We start from the raw sequence: 16305 nt of genomic DNA, 5'->3' as shown, positions 1-16305 counted from the left end.
CCGCGAAGGCGGCCGCACCGTCGGCGCCGGCGTGGTTGCCAAGATCATTGCGTAACTGTTTAACCGCCCGCAGTGGGGCATCGCCAGTAGGGGTATAGCTCAATTGGCAGAGCGTCGGTCTCCAAAACCGAAGGTTGTAGGTTCGATTCCTACTGCCCCTGCCACCAACAGGAACAGCCGGATCTGAATCCACCCTGTTTCGTGGTGTCACAAGCCCACCGAAGTCGCGAAGACCTCTGGTGGGCTTGCGTGTCTCAAGCTTTTGGCTTTTTTCACGCGTTTTGAAAAGTATTTTCTGGATCGTCATGGCCACTTCCGAAGTTCAAACCGTCCACTCCGGCGCCGACAAGGCCAAGCTGGGGGTCGCCATTGCGCTCGTGTTAGGTTCGTTCGTGGCGTTCTATCTGCTGTCATCCCAGGGTTCGCTGGCGCAGTGGGGTGCTCTGATCGTGCTGATGGTCGCCGCGGTGGTGGTGTTTGCCATTTCCGAATCTGGCAAGCAGTTGCTGGCCTTTGGCCGCGACTCGTGGCGCGAAGTCAAGAAGGTGGTGTGGCCGGCTCGCAAGGAGGCCATCCAGATGACCTTGTACGTTTTCGCGTTCGTGTTCGTGATGTCCCTGTTCCTGTGGCTCACCGACAAGACCCTCGAATGGGTGTTTTACGACTTGATCCTGGGCTGGAGAAAATGATGACCGAACAGAACAGTCCCGTGACCGCCGCCGAAGGCATGCGCTGGTATGTGGTGCATGCCTATTCCGGCATGGAGAAGGCCGCCGAGCGCAACATCATCGAGCGCATCACGCGCGCCGGCATGCAGGACAAGTTCGGCCGCATCCTCGTTCCCACCGAAGAAGTGGTGGAGATGAAGAACGGCCAGAAGCGCACCACCGAGCGCAAATTCTTCCCCGGTTATGTGCTGGTGGAGATGGTGATGGACGACGACACCTGGCACCTGGTCAAGCACACCAACAAGGTCACCGGCTTTGTGGGTGGTGCCAAGAACCGCCCGGCTCCTATCTCCGAGGAAGACGTTCAGAAGATCGTCAACCAGATGCAGGAAGGCACGGAAAAGCCGCGCCACAAGGTCGAGTTCGTCGTGGGCGAATACGTCCGCGTGAAGGAAGGCCCGTTCACCGACTTCAACGGCACCGTCGAAGAGGTGAACTACGAGAAGAACAAGATGCGCGTGTCGGTGACCATCTTTGGTCGCGCCACGCCCGTGGAACTGGAATTCAGCCAGGTCGAAAAGACCTGATCGTTTTTTCGTGGCTCAGGCGGGTCGGCCCGACGCCTGTGCCATCTGATCTTTTCCGGGTCCCCCACCGCGAGGAGGTTGTCTTGATGGCAACCGTCTGCACTCGCAGGAGCTAAAAAATGGCGAAAAAAATCGTCGGCTTCATCAAGCTGCAAGTGCCAGCTGGTAAGGCCAACCCCTCTCCCCCGATCGGTCCGGCGCTGGGTCAGCGCGGCCTGAACATCATGGAGTTCTGCAAGGCGTTCAACGCCCAGACCCAGGGCGTCGAGCCCGGTCTGCCGCTGCCCGTGGTGATCACGGCCTTCGCGGACAAGAGCTTCACCTTCATCATCAAGACGCCGCCCGCGACGACCCTGATCAAGAAGGCCATCAAGCTGGACAAGGGCTCTTCGGTGCCCAACAAGAACAAGGTCGGCAAGATCACCCGGGCCCAGCTCGAAGAGATCGCCAAGACCAAGATGAAAGACATGACCGCCGCCGATGTGGACGCTGCTGTGCGCACCATCGCCGGCTCGGCCCGCTCGATGGGCGTGATAGTGGAGGGCGTGTAAATGGCCAAGCTGACCAAAAAGCAGAAAGCCTTCGAAGGCAAGGTCGACAGCAACAAGCTGTACCCCCTGACCGACGCGCTGGCGATCATCAAGGAATGCGCGAACGCCAAGTTCGATGAGTCCATCGATGTGGCGATCCAGCTCGGCGTGGACGCCAAGAAGTCGGACCAGGTGGTGCGTGGCGCCGTCGTGATGCCCAACGGCACCGGCAAGACCAAGCGCGTGGCGGTGTTCGCCCAGGGCGCCAAGGCTGAAGAAGCCAAGGCCGCTGGCGCCGACATTGTCGGCATGGACGACCTCGCTGCAGAGATCAAGGGCGGCAACATGAACTTCGACGTGGTGATCGCCTCGCCGGACGCCATGCGCATCGTGGGTACCCTGGGTCAGATCCTGGGTCCGCGAGGCCTGATGCCCAACCCCAAGGTGGGCACCGTGACGCCGGACGTGGCGCAAGCCGTGCGCAATGCCAAGGCAGGTCAGGTGCAGTTCCGTGTCGACAAGGCGGGCATCGTGCACGGCACGATCGGCCGTCGTTCTTTCGACACCGACAAGCTCCAGGGCAACCTGGTGGCGCTGCTGGACGCCTTGACCAAGGCCAAGCCGGCCACGAGCAAGGGTGTCTACCTGCGCAAGGTGGCTGTGTCGTCGACGATGGGTGTGGGCGTCCGCGTGGACACCCAGTCCATCTCGGCGTAATCGCAAGAAATTCGGGCCCCTCGGGGCCTGGGTGTGGTGGGCCCGGGGCTGGCGCAAGCCGGTCCGGGGGCCATCCAAGACCGTTGGTGCTGGTGATGAACCGGCTTAATTGTGACAAGCCAACGCAGATGGCGATCCCGCTGCAGATGGAACAAGTTCCGAAACAGTTGGTCGCTGCAATGAGGCGTGCCGGAGGTCCCAAGGGACCCAAGGCACATTTAAGGAGTAGACCTTGAGTCTGAATCGCAGTGAGAAAGAAGCGGTCATTTCCGAAGTGACCAGCCTCGCCGCTAAAGCTCAAACGCTCGTGATGGCGGAATACCGTGGCATCACGGTCGCGAACATGGACAAACTGCGCGTGACAGCCCGCAGCAATGGTGTGAGCCTGAGTGTGTTGAAAAACACCCTGGCCCGCCGTGCGGTGGCTGGCAGCTCGTTTGAAGTGGCCGCTGACCAGATGACCGGCCCGCTGATCTATGGCTTCTCTGAAGACGCCGTGGCCGCCGCGAAAGTGGTGGCCGATTTCGCGAAGACCAACGACAAGCTGGTGATTCGCGGCGGTGTGTACGGAGGCAAAGTCCTGGACGTCAACGGCGTGAAGACGCTTGCCAACATCCCTTCCAAGGAAGTGTTGCTGGCTCAGCTGTGTGGCTTGCTGATGTCCCCCATGTCGCGCACGGCCGTGGTGCTGGGCGCGCTGGCGGCCAAAAAAGGCGAAGGCGCTGCCGCACCGGCAGCAGAAGAAGCGGCTGCTGCCTGAGTGGCGCGGCACGTTCGTTCAAACCAATTGTTAGGAAATCAAAATGGCATTCGATAAAGACGCATTTCTGACCTCGCTGGACAGCATGACGGTCATGGAACTCAACGAACTGGTGAAAGCCATCGAAGAGAAGTTTGGCGTGAGCGCAGCGGCCATGGCCGCTCCCGCAGCCGCTGGTGGTGGTGGCGCCGCTGCCGCTGCTGAAGAGAAGACCGAGTTCAACGTCGTGCTGCTCGAAGCCGGCGCGAACAAGGTGTCGGTCATCAAGGCCGTGCGCGAAATCACTGGCCTGGGCCTCAAGGAAGCCAAAGACCTGGTCGATGGCGCACCGAAGAACGTCAAGGAAGCGATCGCCAAGGCCGACGCTGAAGCTGCCGTGAAGAAGCTGGTGGAAGCCGGCGCCAAGGCCGAGCTGAAGTAATTCGCCTGGCCATCCGAGGCTGGAGTGCCCGAAAGGGCCTCCAGCCTTCTGTGCTTTCAGAGCACACCCACAAGCCCGGTCTTCGACCCTGCTTGTGAGTGTCTTCTGACCCCGACTGCAGAAGACGACTTGGTTCGGGCCTGTGTGCAATGCACAGGCCGTCCGCCAATGGTTGGTAGAGGCCAGCCACCAAGAAAGCCACCAGGAGTCCAGCCCTGGTAGGCAAGACAGTCGCCGCAGACCTCAAGCCCGGAGATCTCATGGCCTCAGCATCGAAATATTCCTACACCGAACGCAAGCGCATCCGCAAGAGCTTTGGTACCCGCGAAAACGTTCTCGCGATTCCCTACCTGCTCCAGATGCAGAAGGACGCCTACACCGCGTTCCTGCAGGCCGACAACGCGCCAAAGAAACGCACCAACGAAGGTTTGCAAGCCGCTTTTGAAGCCGCTTTCCCCATCGTCTCCCACAACGGTTTCGTGGAGATGAAGTTCGTCGAATACAACCTGGCCAAGCCAGCCTTCGACGTGCGCGAGTGCCAGACCCGTGGCCTGACGTTTGCTTCGGCGGTGCGCGCACGCGTGCAGCTCATCATCTACGACCGCGAGTCCTCGACCGCGCAGTCCAAGGTGATCAAGGAGGTAAAGGAACAAGAGGTCTACATGGGCGAAGTGCCCCTGATGACCGAGAAGGGCTCCTTCATCATCAACGGTACCGAGCGCGTGATCGTCTCGCAGCTCCACCGTTCGCCTGGCGTGTTCTTCGAGCACGACAAGGGCAAGACACACAGCTCGGGCAAGCTGTTGTTCTCCGCTCGCATCATTCCCTACCGCGGCTCCTGGCTTGACTTCGAGTTCGACCCCAAGGACGTTTTGTTCTTCCGGGTTGACCGCCGCCGCAAGATGCCGGTCACCATCCTGCTCAAGGCCATCGGCCTGACGCCTGAAACCATCCTGGCGAACTTCTTCGTCAACGACCATTTCCGCGTGATGGACAGCGGTGCGCAGATGGCCTTCGTGCCCGAGCGCCTGCGTGGTGAGGTGGCCCGTTTCGACATCACCGACAAGGCTGGCAAGGTGGTGGTGGCCAAGGACAAGCGCATCACCGTGCGCCACACCCGCGAGCTCGAGCAGTCGGGCACCACGCACATCAGCGTGCCGGAAGACTTCATGATCGGCCGCGTCGTGGCCCGCAACATCGTGGACGCCGACACCGGTGAAATCATTGCCAAGGCCAACGAAGAGCTGACCGAAGCCCTGCTGAAGAAATTGCGCACCGCCGGTGTGCAGGACCTGCAGTGCCTCTACACCAACGAACTCGACCAGGGCGCGTACATCTCGCAGACCCTGCGCATCGACGAAACCGCCGACGAGTTCGCCGCGCGGGTGGCCATCTACCGCATGATGCGCCCCGGCGAGCCGCCGACCGAAGACGCTGTGCAGGCCCTGTTTCACCGCCTGTTCTACAACCCGGACACCTACGACCTCTCGCGCGTGGGCCGCATGAAGTTCAACGCCCGCGTGGGGCGCGACGAATCCACCGGCGCCATGGTGCTGTCCAACGAGGACATCCTGGCCGTGGTCAAGATCCTGGTGGACCTGCGCAATGGCCGCGGCGAAGTCGACGACATCGACCACCTGGGCAACCGCCGCGTGCGTTGCGTGGGCGAACTGGCCGAGAACCAGTACCGCACCGGTCTCGCCCGTATCGAGAAGGCCGTGAAGGAGCGCCTGGGTCAGGCCGAACAAGAGCCGCTGATGCCGCACGACCTGATCAACTCCAAGCCGATATCCGCGGCCTTGAAGGAGTTCTTCGGTGCCTCGCAACTCTCGCAGTTCATGGACCAGACCAACCCGCTGGCCGAGATCACACACAAGCGCCGCGTCTCTGCCCTGGGCCCGGGCGGCCTGACCCGCGAGCGCGCCGGCTTCGAGGTGCGCGACGTGCACGTGACCCACTATGGTCGCGTCTGCCCGATCGAAACACCGGAAGGCCCGAACATCGGCCTGATCAACTCGCTCGCTCTCTACGCGCGCCTGAACGAATACGGCTTCATCGAAACGCCGTACCGCCGGGTGATCGATGGCAAGGTGACGAACCAGATCGACTACCTCTCGGCCATCGAGGAAGGCAAGTACGTCATCGCCCAGGCCAATGCCGTGCTGGACGGCGAAGGCCGCCTGACCGGTGACTTGATCTCCGCTCGCGAGAAGGGCGAGTCGATCCTGACGCCGGCCGACACCATCCAGTACATGGATGTGTCGCCTGCGCAGATCGTCTCGGTGGCGGCTTCGCTCGTGCCCTTCCTGGAGCACGACGATGCCAACCGCGCGCTGATGGGCGCCAACATGTCGCGCCAGGCCGTGCCTGTGCTGCGTCCTGAAAAGCCGCTGGTGGGCACCGGGATCGAACGCGTGGCCGCGATCGACTCCGGCACTGTGGTCACCGCCAAGCGTGGCGGTGTGGTCGACTACGTGGACGCGACCCGCATCGTGATCCGCGTGAACGACGCCGAAGCCGTGGCCGGTGAAGTGGGTGTGGACATCTACAACCTCATCAAGTACCAGCGTTCCAACCAGAACACCAACATCCACCAGCGTCCCATCGTCAAAAAGGGCGACAAGCTGGCCTCGGGTGATGTGATTGCCGACGGCGCTTCCACCGATCTGGGCGAGATCTCGATCGGCCAGAACATGCTGATCGCATTCATGCCCTGGAACGGCTACAACTTCGAGGACTCGATCCTGATCTCCGAACGCGTGGTGGCCGACGACCGCTACACCTCGATCCACATCGAGGAACTGGTGGTGATGGCACGCGACACCAAGCTGGGCGCGGAAGAAATCACACGCGACATCCCCAACCTGGCTGAGCAGCAGCTCAACCGCCTGGACGACTCCGGCATCATCTACGTGGGCGCTGAGGTGCTGCCCGGCGATGTGCTGGTGGGCAAGGTCACGCCCAAGGGCGAGACCACGCTGACGCCTGAAGAAAAGCTGCTGCGTGCCATCTTCGGCGAGAAGGCTTCCGACGTGAAGGACACCTCGCTGCGCGTGGACCAGGGTTCGCAAGGCACCGTGATCGATGTGCAGGTGTTCACCCGCGAAGGCATTACCCGCGACAAGCGCGCCCAGCAGATCATCGACGACGAGCTCAAGCGTTTCCGCCTGGACCTGAATGACCAGCTTCGCATCGTGGAAGCGGACGCCTTCGACCGCATCGAGAAACTGCTGACCGGCAAGGCCGCCAACGGTGGCCCGAAGAAGCTGGCCAAGGGCACCACCATCGACAAGGCCTACCTGGACGAAGTGGAGAAGTACCACTGGTTCGACATCCGCCCGGCCGACGACAACGTGGCTGCGCAGCTCGAGTCCATCAAGAACTCGATGGAGCAGACGCGCCACAGCTTCGACCTCGCGTTTGAAGAAAAGCGCAAGAAGCTCACGCAGGGCGACGAGCTGCCCGCAGGCGTGCTCAAGATGGTCAAGGTGTACCTGGCCGTCAAGCGCCGCCTGCAACCTGGCGACAAGATGGCCGGCCGCCATGGCAACAAGGGCGTGGTCTCCAAGATCGTGCCCGTGGAAGACATGCCTTACATGGCCGACGGCACCCCTGCAGACATCGTGCTCAACCCGCTCGGCGTGCCTTCGCGCATGAACGTGGGTCAGGTGCTCGAGGTGCACCTGGGCTGGGCCGCCAAGGGCCTGGGCCAGCGCATCGGCGACATGCTGCAGGCCGAAGCCAAGGCAACGGAGCTGCGCGCGTTCCTCGAGCAGATCTACAACCAGGCCGGCAAGAAGGAAACGCTGGGCGCGCTCAGCGACGCCGACGTGTTCGAGATGGCCGACAACCTGCAGCACGGCGTGCCGTTCGCGACGCCGGTGTTCGACGGTGCCTCTGAAGACGAGATCCGCGCCATGCTCAAGCTGGCCTACCCGGACGAGATTGCCCAGGTCAAGGGCCTGACCGAGACCCGCACCCAGGCGCAGCTGTACGACGGCCGCACCGGCGACGCTTTCGAGCGCAAGACCACCGTGGGCTACATGCACTTCCTGAAGCTGCACCACCTGGTCGACGACAAGATGCACGCCCGCTCCACCGGTCCGTACTCGCTCGTGACGCAGCAGCCGCTGGGCGGCAAGGCGCAGTTCGGCGGTCAGCGTTTCGGCGAGATGGAAGTGTGGGCGCTCGAGGCCTACGGCGCTTCCTACATCCTGCAGGAAATGCTCACCGTCAAGTCGGACGACGTGCAGGGCCGCACCAAGGTGTACGAATCCATCGTCAAGGGCGAGCACACGATCGACGCCGGCATGCCCGAGTCGTTCAACGTGCTGGTCAAGGAAATCCGTTCGCTCGGTATCGACATCGAACTCGAACGTTCCTAATTCACCGATAAGGAAAGCAACCCATGAAATCTTTGCTCGACCTGTTCAAGCAGTTCACGCCCGACGAGCACTTCGATGCGATCCGCATCGGCCTGGCTTCGCCGGAAAAAATCCGCTCGTGGTCCTTCGGTGAAGTCAAGAAGCCCGAGACCATCAACTACCGCACGTTCAAGCCCGAACGCGACGGCCTGTTCTGCGCCAAGATCTTCGGCCCCATCAAGGACTACGAATGCCTGTGCGGCAAGTACAAGCGCTTGAAGCACCGTGGTGTCATCTGCGAGAAGTGCGGCGTTGAAGTCACGCAGACCAAGGTGCGCCGCGAGCGCATGGGTCACATCGACCTGGCCGCGCCCTGCGCACACATCTGGTTCCTGAAGTCGCTGCCCTCGCGCCTGGGTCTGATCCTGGACATGACGCTGCGCGACATCGAACGCGTGCTGTATTTCGAAGCGTATGTGATCGTCGACCCCGGCATGACCCCGCTGAAGAAGTTCGCGATCATGAGCGAGGACGACTTTGACGCCAAGCGCAAGGAATTCGGCGACGAGTTCATTGCCAAGATGGGCGCCGAAGGCATCAAGGAACTGCTGCAGGCCATCGACCTCGACATCGAGATCGAGAAGCTGCGCAACGACCTGACCGGCTCCGAGCTCAAGATCAAGAAGAACGCCAAGCGCCTCAAGGTGCTGGAAGCCTTCAAGAAGTCCGGGATCAAGCCCGAGTGGATGGTGCTCGACGTGCTGCCCGTGCTGCCGCCGGACCTGCGTCCACTCGTTCCCCTGGACGGCGGCCGCTTCGCGACCTCCGACCTGAACGACCTGTACCGCCGCGTCATCAACCGCAACAGCCGCCTGCGCCGCCTGCTCGAACTCAAGGCGCCGGAAATCATTGCGCGCAACGAGAAGCGCATGCTCCAGGAAGCCGTGGATTCGTTGCTGGACAACGGCCGTCGTGGCAAGGCCATGACGGGTGCGAACAAGCGCGCGCTCAAGTCGCTGGCCGACATGATCAAGGGCAAGAGCGGCCGTTTCCGCCAGAACCTGCTGGGCAAGCGCGTTGACTACTCGGGCCGTTCGGTCATCGTGGTCGGCCCCACGCTCAAGCTGCACCAGTGCGGCCTGCCCAAGCTGATGGCGCTCGAGCTGTTCAAGCCGTTCATCTTCTCGCGCCTCGAAGCCATGGGCATCGCGACCACCATCAAGGCCGCGAAGAAGGAAGTCGAAGCCGGCACGCCGGTGGTGTGGGACATCCTGGAAGAGGTGATCAAGGAACACCCGGTGATGCTCAACCGCGCACCGACGCTGCACCGCCTGGGCATCCAGGCGTTTGAGCCGATCCTGATCGAAGGCAAGGCGATCCAGCTGCATCCGCTGGTCTGCGCGGCGTTCAACGCCGACTTCGACGGCGACCAGATGGCCGTTCACGTGCCGCTGTCCGTGGAAGCGCAGCTCGAAGCCCGCACCCTGATGCTGGCCTCGAACAACATCCTGTTCCCCGCCAACGGCGAGCCCTCCATCGTGCCGTCGCAGGACGTGGTGCTGGGCCTGTACTACGCCACCCGCGAGCGCATCAACGCCAAGGGCGAGGGCATGATCTTCTCGGACCTGTCCGAGCTGCAGCGTGCACTGGACAACGCGGTGGTGGAAATCACCGCCAAGATCAGCGTGCGCCTGACCCAGCAGACGCTGGACAAGGCCACGGGTGAATGGGTGTCGTCGACCTCGCTGGTGGACACCACCGTGGGCCGCGCACTGCTCTCCGAGATCCTGCCCAAGGGGCTGCCTTTCGACGTGCTGAACAAGGCGCTGAAGAAGAAGGAGATCTCGCGCCTGATCAACACCTCGTTCCGCAAGTGCGGTCTGAAGGAAACCGTGGTGTTCGCCGACAAGCTGCTCCAGAACGGTTTCCGTCTGGCCACGCGCGCCGGCATCTCCATCGCGGTGGACGACATGCTGGTGCCCAAGGAAAAGCCGGCCATCATCGACCGTGCCGAGAACGAGGTGAAGGAAATCGCCCAGCAGTACGCCTCCGGTCTGGTGACCGCAGGTGAGCGCTACAACAAGGTGGTGGACATCTGGGGCAAGGCCGGTGACGAGATCTCCAAGGTCATGATGGCGCAGCTCGCCAAGCAGAAGACCACCGACCGCCACGGCAAGGAAGTGGACCAGGAGTCTTTCAACTCCATCTACATGATGGCGGATTCGGGTGCGCGTGGCTCCGCTGCGCAGATCCGCCAGCTCGCCGGCATGCGCGGCCTGATGGCCAAGCCCGATGGCTCCATCATCGAGACGCCCATCACGGCGAACTTCCGTGAAGGCCTCAACGTGTTGCAGTACTTCATTTCCACGCACGGCGCCCGCAAGGGTCTGGCCGACACGGCGCTGAAGACCGCAAACTCCGGCTACCTCACGCGCCGCCTGGTGGACGTGACGCAGGATCTGGTGGTCAACAGCCAGGACTGCGGCACCACCAACGGCACGCTGATGCGCGCCATCGTCGAAGGCGGTGAGGTCATCGAATCGCTGCGCGACCGCATCCTGGGTCGCACCACGGCCGAGGAAGTGATCCACCCCGAGACGCGTTCGGTGCTGGTGCCCGCGGGCGAGATGCTCGACGAGGACATGCTCGACGAGCTCGAGGTGGCGGGCGTGGACGAGGTCAAGGTGCGCACGGCGCTGACCTGCGAGACCCGCTTCGGCATCTGCGCCAAGTGCTACGGCCGCGACCTCGGCCGTGGTGGCCTGGTGAACATCGGCGAAGCGGTGGGTGTGATTGCAGCCCAGTCGATCGGCGAACCCGGCACGCAGCTGACCATGCGCACCTTCCACATCGGTGGTGCGGCGTCGCGCGCGGCGGTGGCCTCCAGCGTGGAAGCCAAGTCCAGCGGTTCGATCGGCTTCAACGCCACGATGCGCTACGTGACCAACACCAAGGGCGAACTGGTGGTGATTGCCCGCTCGGGCGAAGTGATCATCCACGACGAGCACGGTCGCGAGCGTGAACGCCACAAGGTGCCTTACGGTGCCACGCTGTCGGTCAAGGCCGACCAGCAGATCAAGGCCGGCGCGATCCTCGCCAACTGGGATCCGCTGACGCGCCCGATCATCACGGAATTCGCCGGCCAGGTGAAGTTCGAGAACGTCGAGGAAGGCCTCACCGTGGCCAAGCAGGTCAACGACGTGACCGGCCTGTCCTCGCTGGTGGTGATCGATCCCAAGCACCGTGGCTCGGCCAAGGTGGTGCGTCCGCTGGTCAAGCTGCTCGACGCCGCCGGCAACGAGGTGAAGATCCCTGGCACCGACCACTCGGTGACGGTGGGCTTCCAGATCGGCGCGCTGCTTGAAGTGCGCGACGGCCAGGACGTCGGCCCGGGCCACGTGCTCGCCCGCATCCCGGTCGAAGGCCAGAAGACGCGCGACATCACCGGCGGTCTGCCGCGGGTGGCCGAGCTGTTCGAAGCCCGCAGCCCCAAGGACAAGGGCATGCTGGCCGAGATGACCGGCACGGTGTCGTTTGGCAAGGAAACCAAAGGCAAGGTCCGCCTGCAGATCACCGACCCCGAAGGCAAGGTGTGGGACGAGCTCATTCCCAAGGAAAAGAACATCCTGGTGCACGAAGGCCAGGTGGTCAACAAGGGCGAGAGCATCGTGGACGGCCCGGCCGACCCGCAGGACATCCTGCGCCTGCTGGGCATCGAGGAACTCTCGCGCTACATCGTCGATGAAGTGCAGGATGTCTATCGCCTGCAAGGTGTGAAGATCAACGACAAGCACATCGAGGTGATCGTGCGCCAGATGCTGCGCCGCGTGATCGTCGACAGCGTGGGCGATTCGAGCTACATCGCCGGCGAGCAGGTCGAGCGCTCGGAGATCCTCAACACCAACGACGCGCTGCGGGCCGAAGGCAAGCTGCCGGCGGTGTACAGCAACATCCTGCTGGGCATCACCAAGGCTTCGCTGTCCACCGACTCGTTCATCTCGGCGGCTTCCTTCCAGGAAACCACCCGCGTGCTCACCGAAGCGGCCATCATGGGCAAGCGCGACGAGCTGCGTGGTCTGAAGGAAAACGTGATCGTGGGTCGCCTGATCCCGGCCGGCACCGGCATGGCCTACCACGAGGCGCGCAAGGTCAAGGAGAAGATGGACGACGAGGAACGCCGCGCCATCGCCGAGGCCGACGCGATCTCGCTGGCCGCCGACCAGGCCGATCAGGCCGACGCAGCGAGCAGCGAATCCGCAGAGTAAGTCGGCTCGCCCCTGCGGCGCTTGCGCGCCACCCCCACCAGGGGCCTCCTGCTCCCGCTGACTCATCAAACGCCCCCGGTCATCCGACCGGGGGCGTTTTTCGTTGCGTCGCGGTCAAACCGCACACGGACCCGTGAAAACACCGGGGTATATTGGCCGCGCCTGCCGGGGGGCGGGCTCTGCAAGACCAACAAGGAGTTCCGAACATGTCCGTCTCGCTGTGGGTGGTGCTGGCCGTGGGCCTGGTGGTTTTTTTCTGGGCCGTGGGCGCCTACAACCGGCTGGTGCGCTTGAAGAACGCCATCGCCAATGCCTTTGGCCAGATCGACGTGCAACTCAAGCGTCGCTACGACCTGATCCCCAACCTCGTGGAAGTGGCGCGCCGATACCTTGCGCACGAAGCCCAGACGCTGGAGGCCGTGATCGCCGCCCGCAACCAGGCGCGCACCGCCGAACAGACCGCGGCCGGCAACCCGCTCAATGCCGGCGCGCTGGGTGCGCTGGCAGGCGCGGAGCAGATGCTGGGGGGAGCGCTGGGCAAGCTGTTTGCAGTGGTCGAGGATTACCCGGACCTGAAGGCCGACCAGAACATGCGCGAGCTCAGCGAGGAACTGGCGAGCACCGAGAACCGCGTGGGCTTTGCGCGCCAGGCCTACAACGACCAGGTGCTGGAATTCAACGACGCCGCCGCGCAGTTCCCCACGCTGATCATTGCGCGGCTCTTCGGCTTCCTGCCGCAGAGCATGCTGGAGTCCACCACTTCCGAGGCCGAGCGGCAGACCCTGCGCATCCAGATGTGAGCCGGTCAGCAGCCTGATGCGCTTCTTCGAGTTCCAGCGCGATGCCCGGGGCGAGACCCGGCGCCTGTTGTTCGCGTTCGGGCTGACCGTGGTGCTGCTGCTGGTGGCCGTGAACGCCGCACTGGCGCTGGCCTGGGCACTCACCTGGGGCTTCTGGATGCCCGGCGAGCTGACTTACCCGCGCCACTACTTCGCCGTCAATACCGCCGTCACGCTGCTCTTCGTGCTGGGCGGCTGGTGGGTGGAGACCTCGCGCCTGGCCGATGGCGGTGGCCAGCGGCTGGCCGAACAGATGGGCGCACGGCCGGCGCAACCTTCGGGCGATTTCGACGAGCAACGCTTCTGCAACATCGTCGATGAAATGGCGATCTCCTCCAACCTGAAGCGTCCCCAGCCCATGGTGCTGGCGCGCGACCAGGGCATCAACGCCTTCGCCGCCGGCTGGGACGAAGACGACGCCGTGGTGGCGGTGACGCGCGGCGCGCTCGACCACCTCACGCGCGAGGAACTCCAGGGACTCGTGGCGCACGAACTCAGCCACATCGGCGAGGGCGACACCCGGCTCAACATGCGGCTGGTGGGCATGGTGTTTGGCCTGGAGATGCTGTTTCGCATGGGCCAGCACCTGTTCGAGCCGGACACCCGCGACCGCCGCATGGCTGCCGCCCTGATCGGACTGGCCATCATGGCGGCGGGCTGGCTGGGCTGGCTCGCCGGCCATGCCCTGCAGGCGGCGGTGTCGCGCCAGCGCGAGTACCTGGCCGATGCCCGCGCCGTGCAATGGACGCGCAGCCGCGACGGCCTGGGTGGCGTGCTGCGCAAGGTGATGACCCAACGGCGCGAGGGCGTCGAGGCGCGATCCACCGGCTCGCTCGTGCAGCACATGCTGCTGGTGGCCGACGAAGGCGGCCAGGCCGCCCGCTGGTTCGACTCGCACCCGCCGATTTCGCAGCGCATCCGCCGCATCTATGGCCGCGACATGGGGCCGCTGCCGCTCACGCGCGGCGAGGCAGGCGCTACCGCCGCTGTGTGACACTTGGCGGTCCCGCCGCCAGGCCTGCTTCCGGAACCCGCTGTTGACCGCTCCCGCTTCGCCTTCGCTCGCCCCCAGCCTGTCCACCCAGTTGCGCGCTACGGCGCGTTGCGTGCGCGCGGTGGGTGAGGGCCGATCACTCAGCGATGTGTTGCCCGAAGTGGCGCCCGCGCTGCGCCCGGGTGTCCAGGCGCTCACCTTCCATGTGTTGCGCCACCTCGGCATGGCGCGCGCGCTGGTCGCACTGCTGGCCGAACGCAAGCCGCAGGCGGCGGTGCTGGGCCTTTTGCACAGTGCCGTGGCCTTGTTGCTCGAACCCACCGACGGCGTGCGGTACGCACCCCACACCGTGGTGAACCAGGCGGTGGGGGCGGCCCGCAACGACCGCTCCACCGAGCGCCAGGCCTCCTTCGTCAACGCCTGTCTGCGCCGCTTCCTGCGCGAGCAGGTGGACCTGCTGGCCGAAGTCGAGCGCGATCCGGTGGCGCGCTGGAACCACCCGCTGTGGTGGATCGAGCGCCTGCGGCGCGACCATCCCCAGGACTGGCAGGCCATCCTGACGGCCAGCAACCAGCCCGGCCCGATGACGCTGCGGGTGAACCGCCGCCGCACCGACCGAGCCAGCTACCAGCAAGCCCTTCAGGACCAGGGCCTCGCGTCGACTCCGGTGGGCAGCGACGGGCTGGAACTTGCCACGCCGCTGCCGGTGGAGCGCCTGCCCGGCTTTGCACAAGGCCACTGCTCGGTGCAGGACGCGGCGGCCCAGCGCGCGGCCGACCTGCTGCTCGAAGGCCGCGAGTGGAGCCGTGCAGACCGCGTGCTCGATGCCTGTGCCGCGCCCGGCGGCAAGACCGCACACCTGCTGGAGCGCGCCGAGGTGGACTTGCTGGCGCTCGACGTGGATCCCGGGCGCTGCGAGCGGATCCAGGACACCCTGGGCCGGCTGGGTCTCGCTGCCGAAGTGCGCTGCGCCGATGCCGCACGGCCTGGCGCCTGGTGGGACGGGCGGGCCTTCGACGCCATCCTGCTCGATGCCCCCTGCACCGCCTCGGGCATCGTGCGGCGCCACCCGGACGTGCGCTGGCTGCGCCGTGAGGCCGATGTGGCGGCGCTGGTGGCTGTCCAGCGCGCGTTGCTGGAGGCGCTCTGGCCGCTGCTCAAGCCAGGAGGCCGTTTGTTGTACGCCACGTGCTCCGTCTTCCGCGCCGAAGGCGAGGGACAGGTCCGGGCGTTCCTTGAGCACCACACTGATGCCGTCCTTCGCCCCTCCTTGGGGCATTTGCTGCCCGGTTTGGCGGCCGGTTCCGGGGAGTTCAACGACAATCGTCCGGGTGGACAAGACGGCTTTTTTTACAACCGCATCGACAAGGCCCCGCTTTGATGGGACCCCCCGCGTCGCCGTCGGGAGCCCCTGGCTGATGCGCGCGGTCGGCCCGTTGCGCAGCCTCTTGCTGGCCTTGGTCTGCCTGCTGCTCTGGCCCGCGCAGGCGCAGTCGCAGTCGCCGCTGCTCGACCAGCTCACCCTGCAGCGCACCACGGAAGCGCTCTACCTCTCGGCGCGCATGGAGATCAATCCCTCGTCGGTCGTGGAGGACGCGCTCCTCAAGGCCGTGCCGCTCTACTTCGTCTGGCGCGCCGACGTCTACCGCTACCGCTGGTACTGGACCGACCGCCGCGTCACCAGCGCCTTTCGCACCCTGCGCCTGGCCTACCAGCCCCTGACGAGGCGCTGGCGGGTGAGCCTGTCCAACGAAACCGGCAGTTCCAACGGCGGCGCAGGCCTGCAGTACGCCTTGCACCAGAACTTCGACACCCTCTCCGAAGCCCTGGCCGGGGTGGCTCGCGTGTCGCGCTGGCGCATCGCGGGCGCCGATCGCCTGGAACCCGGTGCCTCGCACCGGGTCGAATTCTCGTTCCGCCTCGATCTTTCCCTGCTGCCCCGCCCCTTCCAGATCGGCATGGCCAACCAGCCCGAGTGGGCGATTGACCTGCAGCGCTCGCTGGCCGTGCCCGAAGGCGCCGAACCCGACAAGGCACCGCTGGCCGACGGCGTGCAGGCCGTGGAAGTCACCGGCGAACCGCCCAAGGTCGAGCCTGCCCGCTGATACGCTGGCGGTCCAACCGTCCCGCCGCCCACCACCGTGACTCCCTCCAGCGAAA

12 protein-coding genes and 1 tRNA gene are annotated in these 16305 nt (G+C 64.5%); all 13 read left to right on the top strand.

Annotation, left to right across the window (positions count from 1 at the left end):
* The first annotated feature begins 88 nt into the window (after positions 1–88).
* The 13 genes from ACTIEY_RS20695 to ACTIEY_RS20635 all read left to right on the top strand — a co-directional run bounded on the left by ACTIEY_RS20695 (position 89) and on the right by ACTIEY_RS20635 (position 16250).
* A tRNA-Trp gene (locus tag ACTIEY_RS20695) sits at positions 89–164 on the top strand.
* Between the two features lie 141 nt (positions 165–305).
* A complete protein-coding gene (gene secE, locus ACTIEY_RS20690; protein ID WP_439521042.1) occupies positions 306–689 on the top strand; it encodes a preprotein translocase subunit SecE in 384 nt (127 codons plus the stop codon).
* Entirely contained in the window at positions 689–1255 is a 567-nt protein-coding gene (nusG, locus tag ACTIEY_RS20685) for a transcription termination/antitermination protein NusG (protein ID WP_439521041.1), read from the top strand. The genes secE and nusG overlap by 1 nt, the downstream gene beginning before the upstream one ends.
* Positions 1256–1374: 119 nt before the next feature.
* A complete protein-coding gene (gene rplK / locus ACTIEY_RS20680; RefSeq protein WP_137922451.1) occupies positions 1375–1806 on the top strand; it encodes a 50S ribosomal protein L11 in 432 nt (143 codons plus the stop codon).
* Positions 1807–2502, top strand: a complete 696-nt coding sequence (rplA, locus tag ACTIEY_RS20675) for a 50S ribosomal protein L1 (protein WP_439521040.1) — start codon at positions 1807–1809, stop codon at positions 2500–2502. It abuts the gene before it with no gap.
* 232 nt (positions 2503–2734) lie between these two features.
* Positions 2735–3262 (top strand): 50S ribosomal protein L10, encoded by a 528-nt coding sequence (gene rplJ / locus ACTIEY_RS20670; RefSeq protein ID WP_439521039.1) that lies wholly within the window; start codon positions 2735–2737, stop codon positions 3260–3262.
* A 43-nt stretch (positions 3263–3305) separates the two neighbouring features.
* The gene (gene rplL, locus ACTIEY_RS20665; RefSeq protein ID WP_439521038.1) at positions 3306–3683 is read left to right on the top strand and encodes a 50S ribosomal protein L7/L12; all 378 of its coding nucleotides are present in this window, start codon (positions 3306–3308) and stop codon (positions 3681–3683) included.
* 260 nt (positions 3684–3943) lie between these two features.
* The gene (gene rpoB / locus ACTIEY_RS20660; protein ID WP_439521037.1) at positions 3944–8068 is read left to right on the top strand and encodes a DNA-directed RNA polymerase subunit beta; all 4125 of its coding nucleotides are present in this window, start codon (positions 3944–3946) and stop codon (positions 8066–8068) included.
* 23 nt (positions 8069–8091) lie between these two features.
* Entirely contained in the window at positions 8092–12312 is a 4221-nt protein-coding gene (rpoC, locus tag ACTIEY_RS20655; RefSeq protein WP_439521036.1) for a DNA-directed RNA polymerase subunit beta', read from the top strand.
* 206 nt (positions 12313–12518) lie between these two features.
* A complete protein-coding gene (locus ACTIEY_RS20650) occupies positions 12519–13112 on the top strand; it encodes a LemA family protein (protein WP_439521035.1) in 594 nt (197 codons plus the stop codon).
* 16 nt (positions 13113–13128) lie between these two features.
* Positions 13129–14145, top strand: coding sequence for a M48 family metalloprotease (locus ACTIEY_RS20645; protein ID WP_439521034.1), 1017 nt, complete (start codon positions 13129–13131; stop codon positions 14143–14145).
* A 40-nt stretch (positions 14146–14185) separates the two neighbouring features.
* Positions 14186–15526: a 16S rRNA (cytosine(967)-C(5))-methyltransferase RsmB gene (gene rsmB / locus ACTIEY_RS20640; protein ID WP_439521044.1), complete on the top strand. Its 1341-nt coding sequence runs from the start codon at positions 14186–14188 to the stop codon at positions 15524–15526.
* 37 nt (positions 15527–15563) lie between these two features.
* Positions 15564–16250: a DUF4390 domain-containing protein gene (locus tag ACTIEY_RS20635; RefSeq protein ID WP_439521033.1), complete on the top strand. Its 687-nt coding sequence runs from the start codon at positions 15564–15566 to the stop codon at positions 16248–16250.
* Positions 16251–16305 lie beyond the last annotated feature (55 nt).

The sequence above is a fragment of the Hydrogenophaga sp. genome (assembly GCF_051858985.1).
Taxonomy (GTDB): domain Bacteria; phylum Pseudomonadota; class Gammaproteobacteria; order Burkholderiales; family Burkholderiaceae_C; genus Hydrogenophaga.
This window is presented reverse-complemented; position numbering and strand designations above follow the sequence as displayed.

What these genes read in the sequence shown, in the direction of transcription:
- secE (WP_439521042.1), top strand. Translation starts at nt 306, where the DNA reads ATGGCCACTTCCGAAGTTCAAACCGTCCACTCCGGCGCCGACAAGGCC.
- nusG (WP_439521041.1), top strand. Translation starts at nt 689, where the DNA reads ATGACCGAACAGAACAGTCCCGTGACCGCCGCCGAAGGCATGCGCTGG.
- rplK (WP_137922451.1), top strand. Translation starts at nt 1,375, where the DNA reads ATGGCGAAAAAAATCGTCGGCTTCATCAAGCTGCAAGTGCCAGCTGGT.
- rplA (WP_439521040.1), top strand. Translation starts at nt 1,807, where the DNA reads ATGGCCAAGCTGACCAAAAAGCAGAAAGCCTTCGAAGGCAAGGTCGAC.
- rplL (WP_439521038.1), top strand. Translation starts at nt 3,306, where the DNA reads ATGGCATTCGATAAAGACGCATTTCTGACCTCGCTGGACAGCATGACG.
- rpoB (WP_439521037.1), top strand. Translation starts at nt 3,944, where the DNA reads ATGGCCTCAGCATCGAAATATTCCTACACCGAACGCAAGCGCATCCGC.
- rpoC (WP_439521036.1), top strand. Translation starts at nt 8,092, where the DNA reads ATGAAATCTTTGCTCGACCTGTTCAAGCAGTTCACGCCCGACGAGCAC.
- ACTIEY_RS20650 (WP_439521035.1), top strand. Translation starts at nt 12,519, where the DNA reads ATGTCCGTCTCGCTGTGGGTGGTGCTGGCCGTGGGCCTGGTGGTTTTT.
- ACTIEY_RS20645 (WP_439521034.1), top strand. Translation starts at nt 13,129, where the DNA reads ATGCGCTTCTTCGAGTTCCAGCGCGATGCCCGGGGCGAGACCCGGCGC.
- ACTIEY_RS20635 (WP_439521033.1), top strand. Translation starts at nt 15,564, where the DNA reads ATGCGCGCGGTCGGCCCGTTGCGCAGCCTCTTGCTGGCCTTGGTCTGC.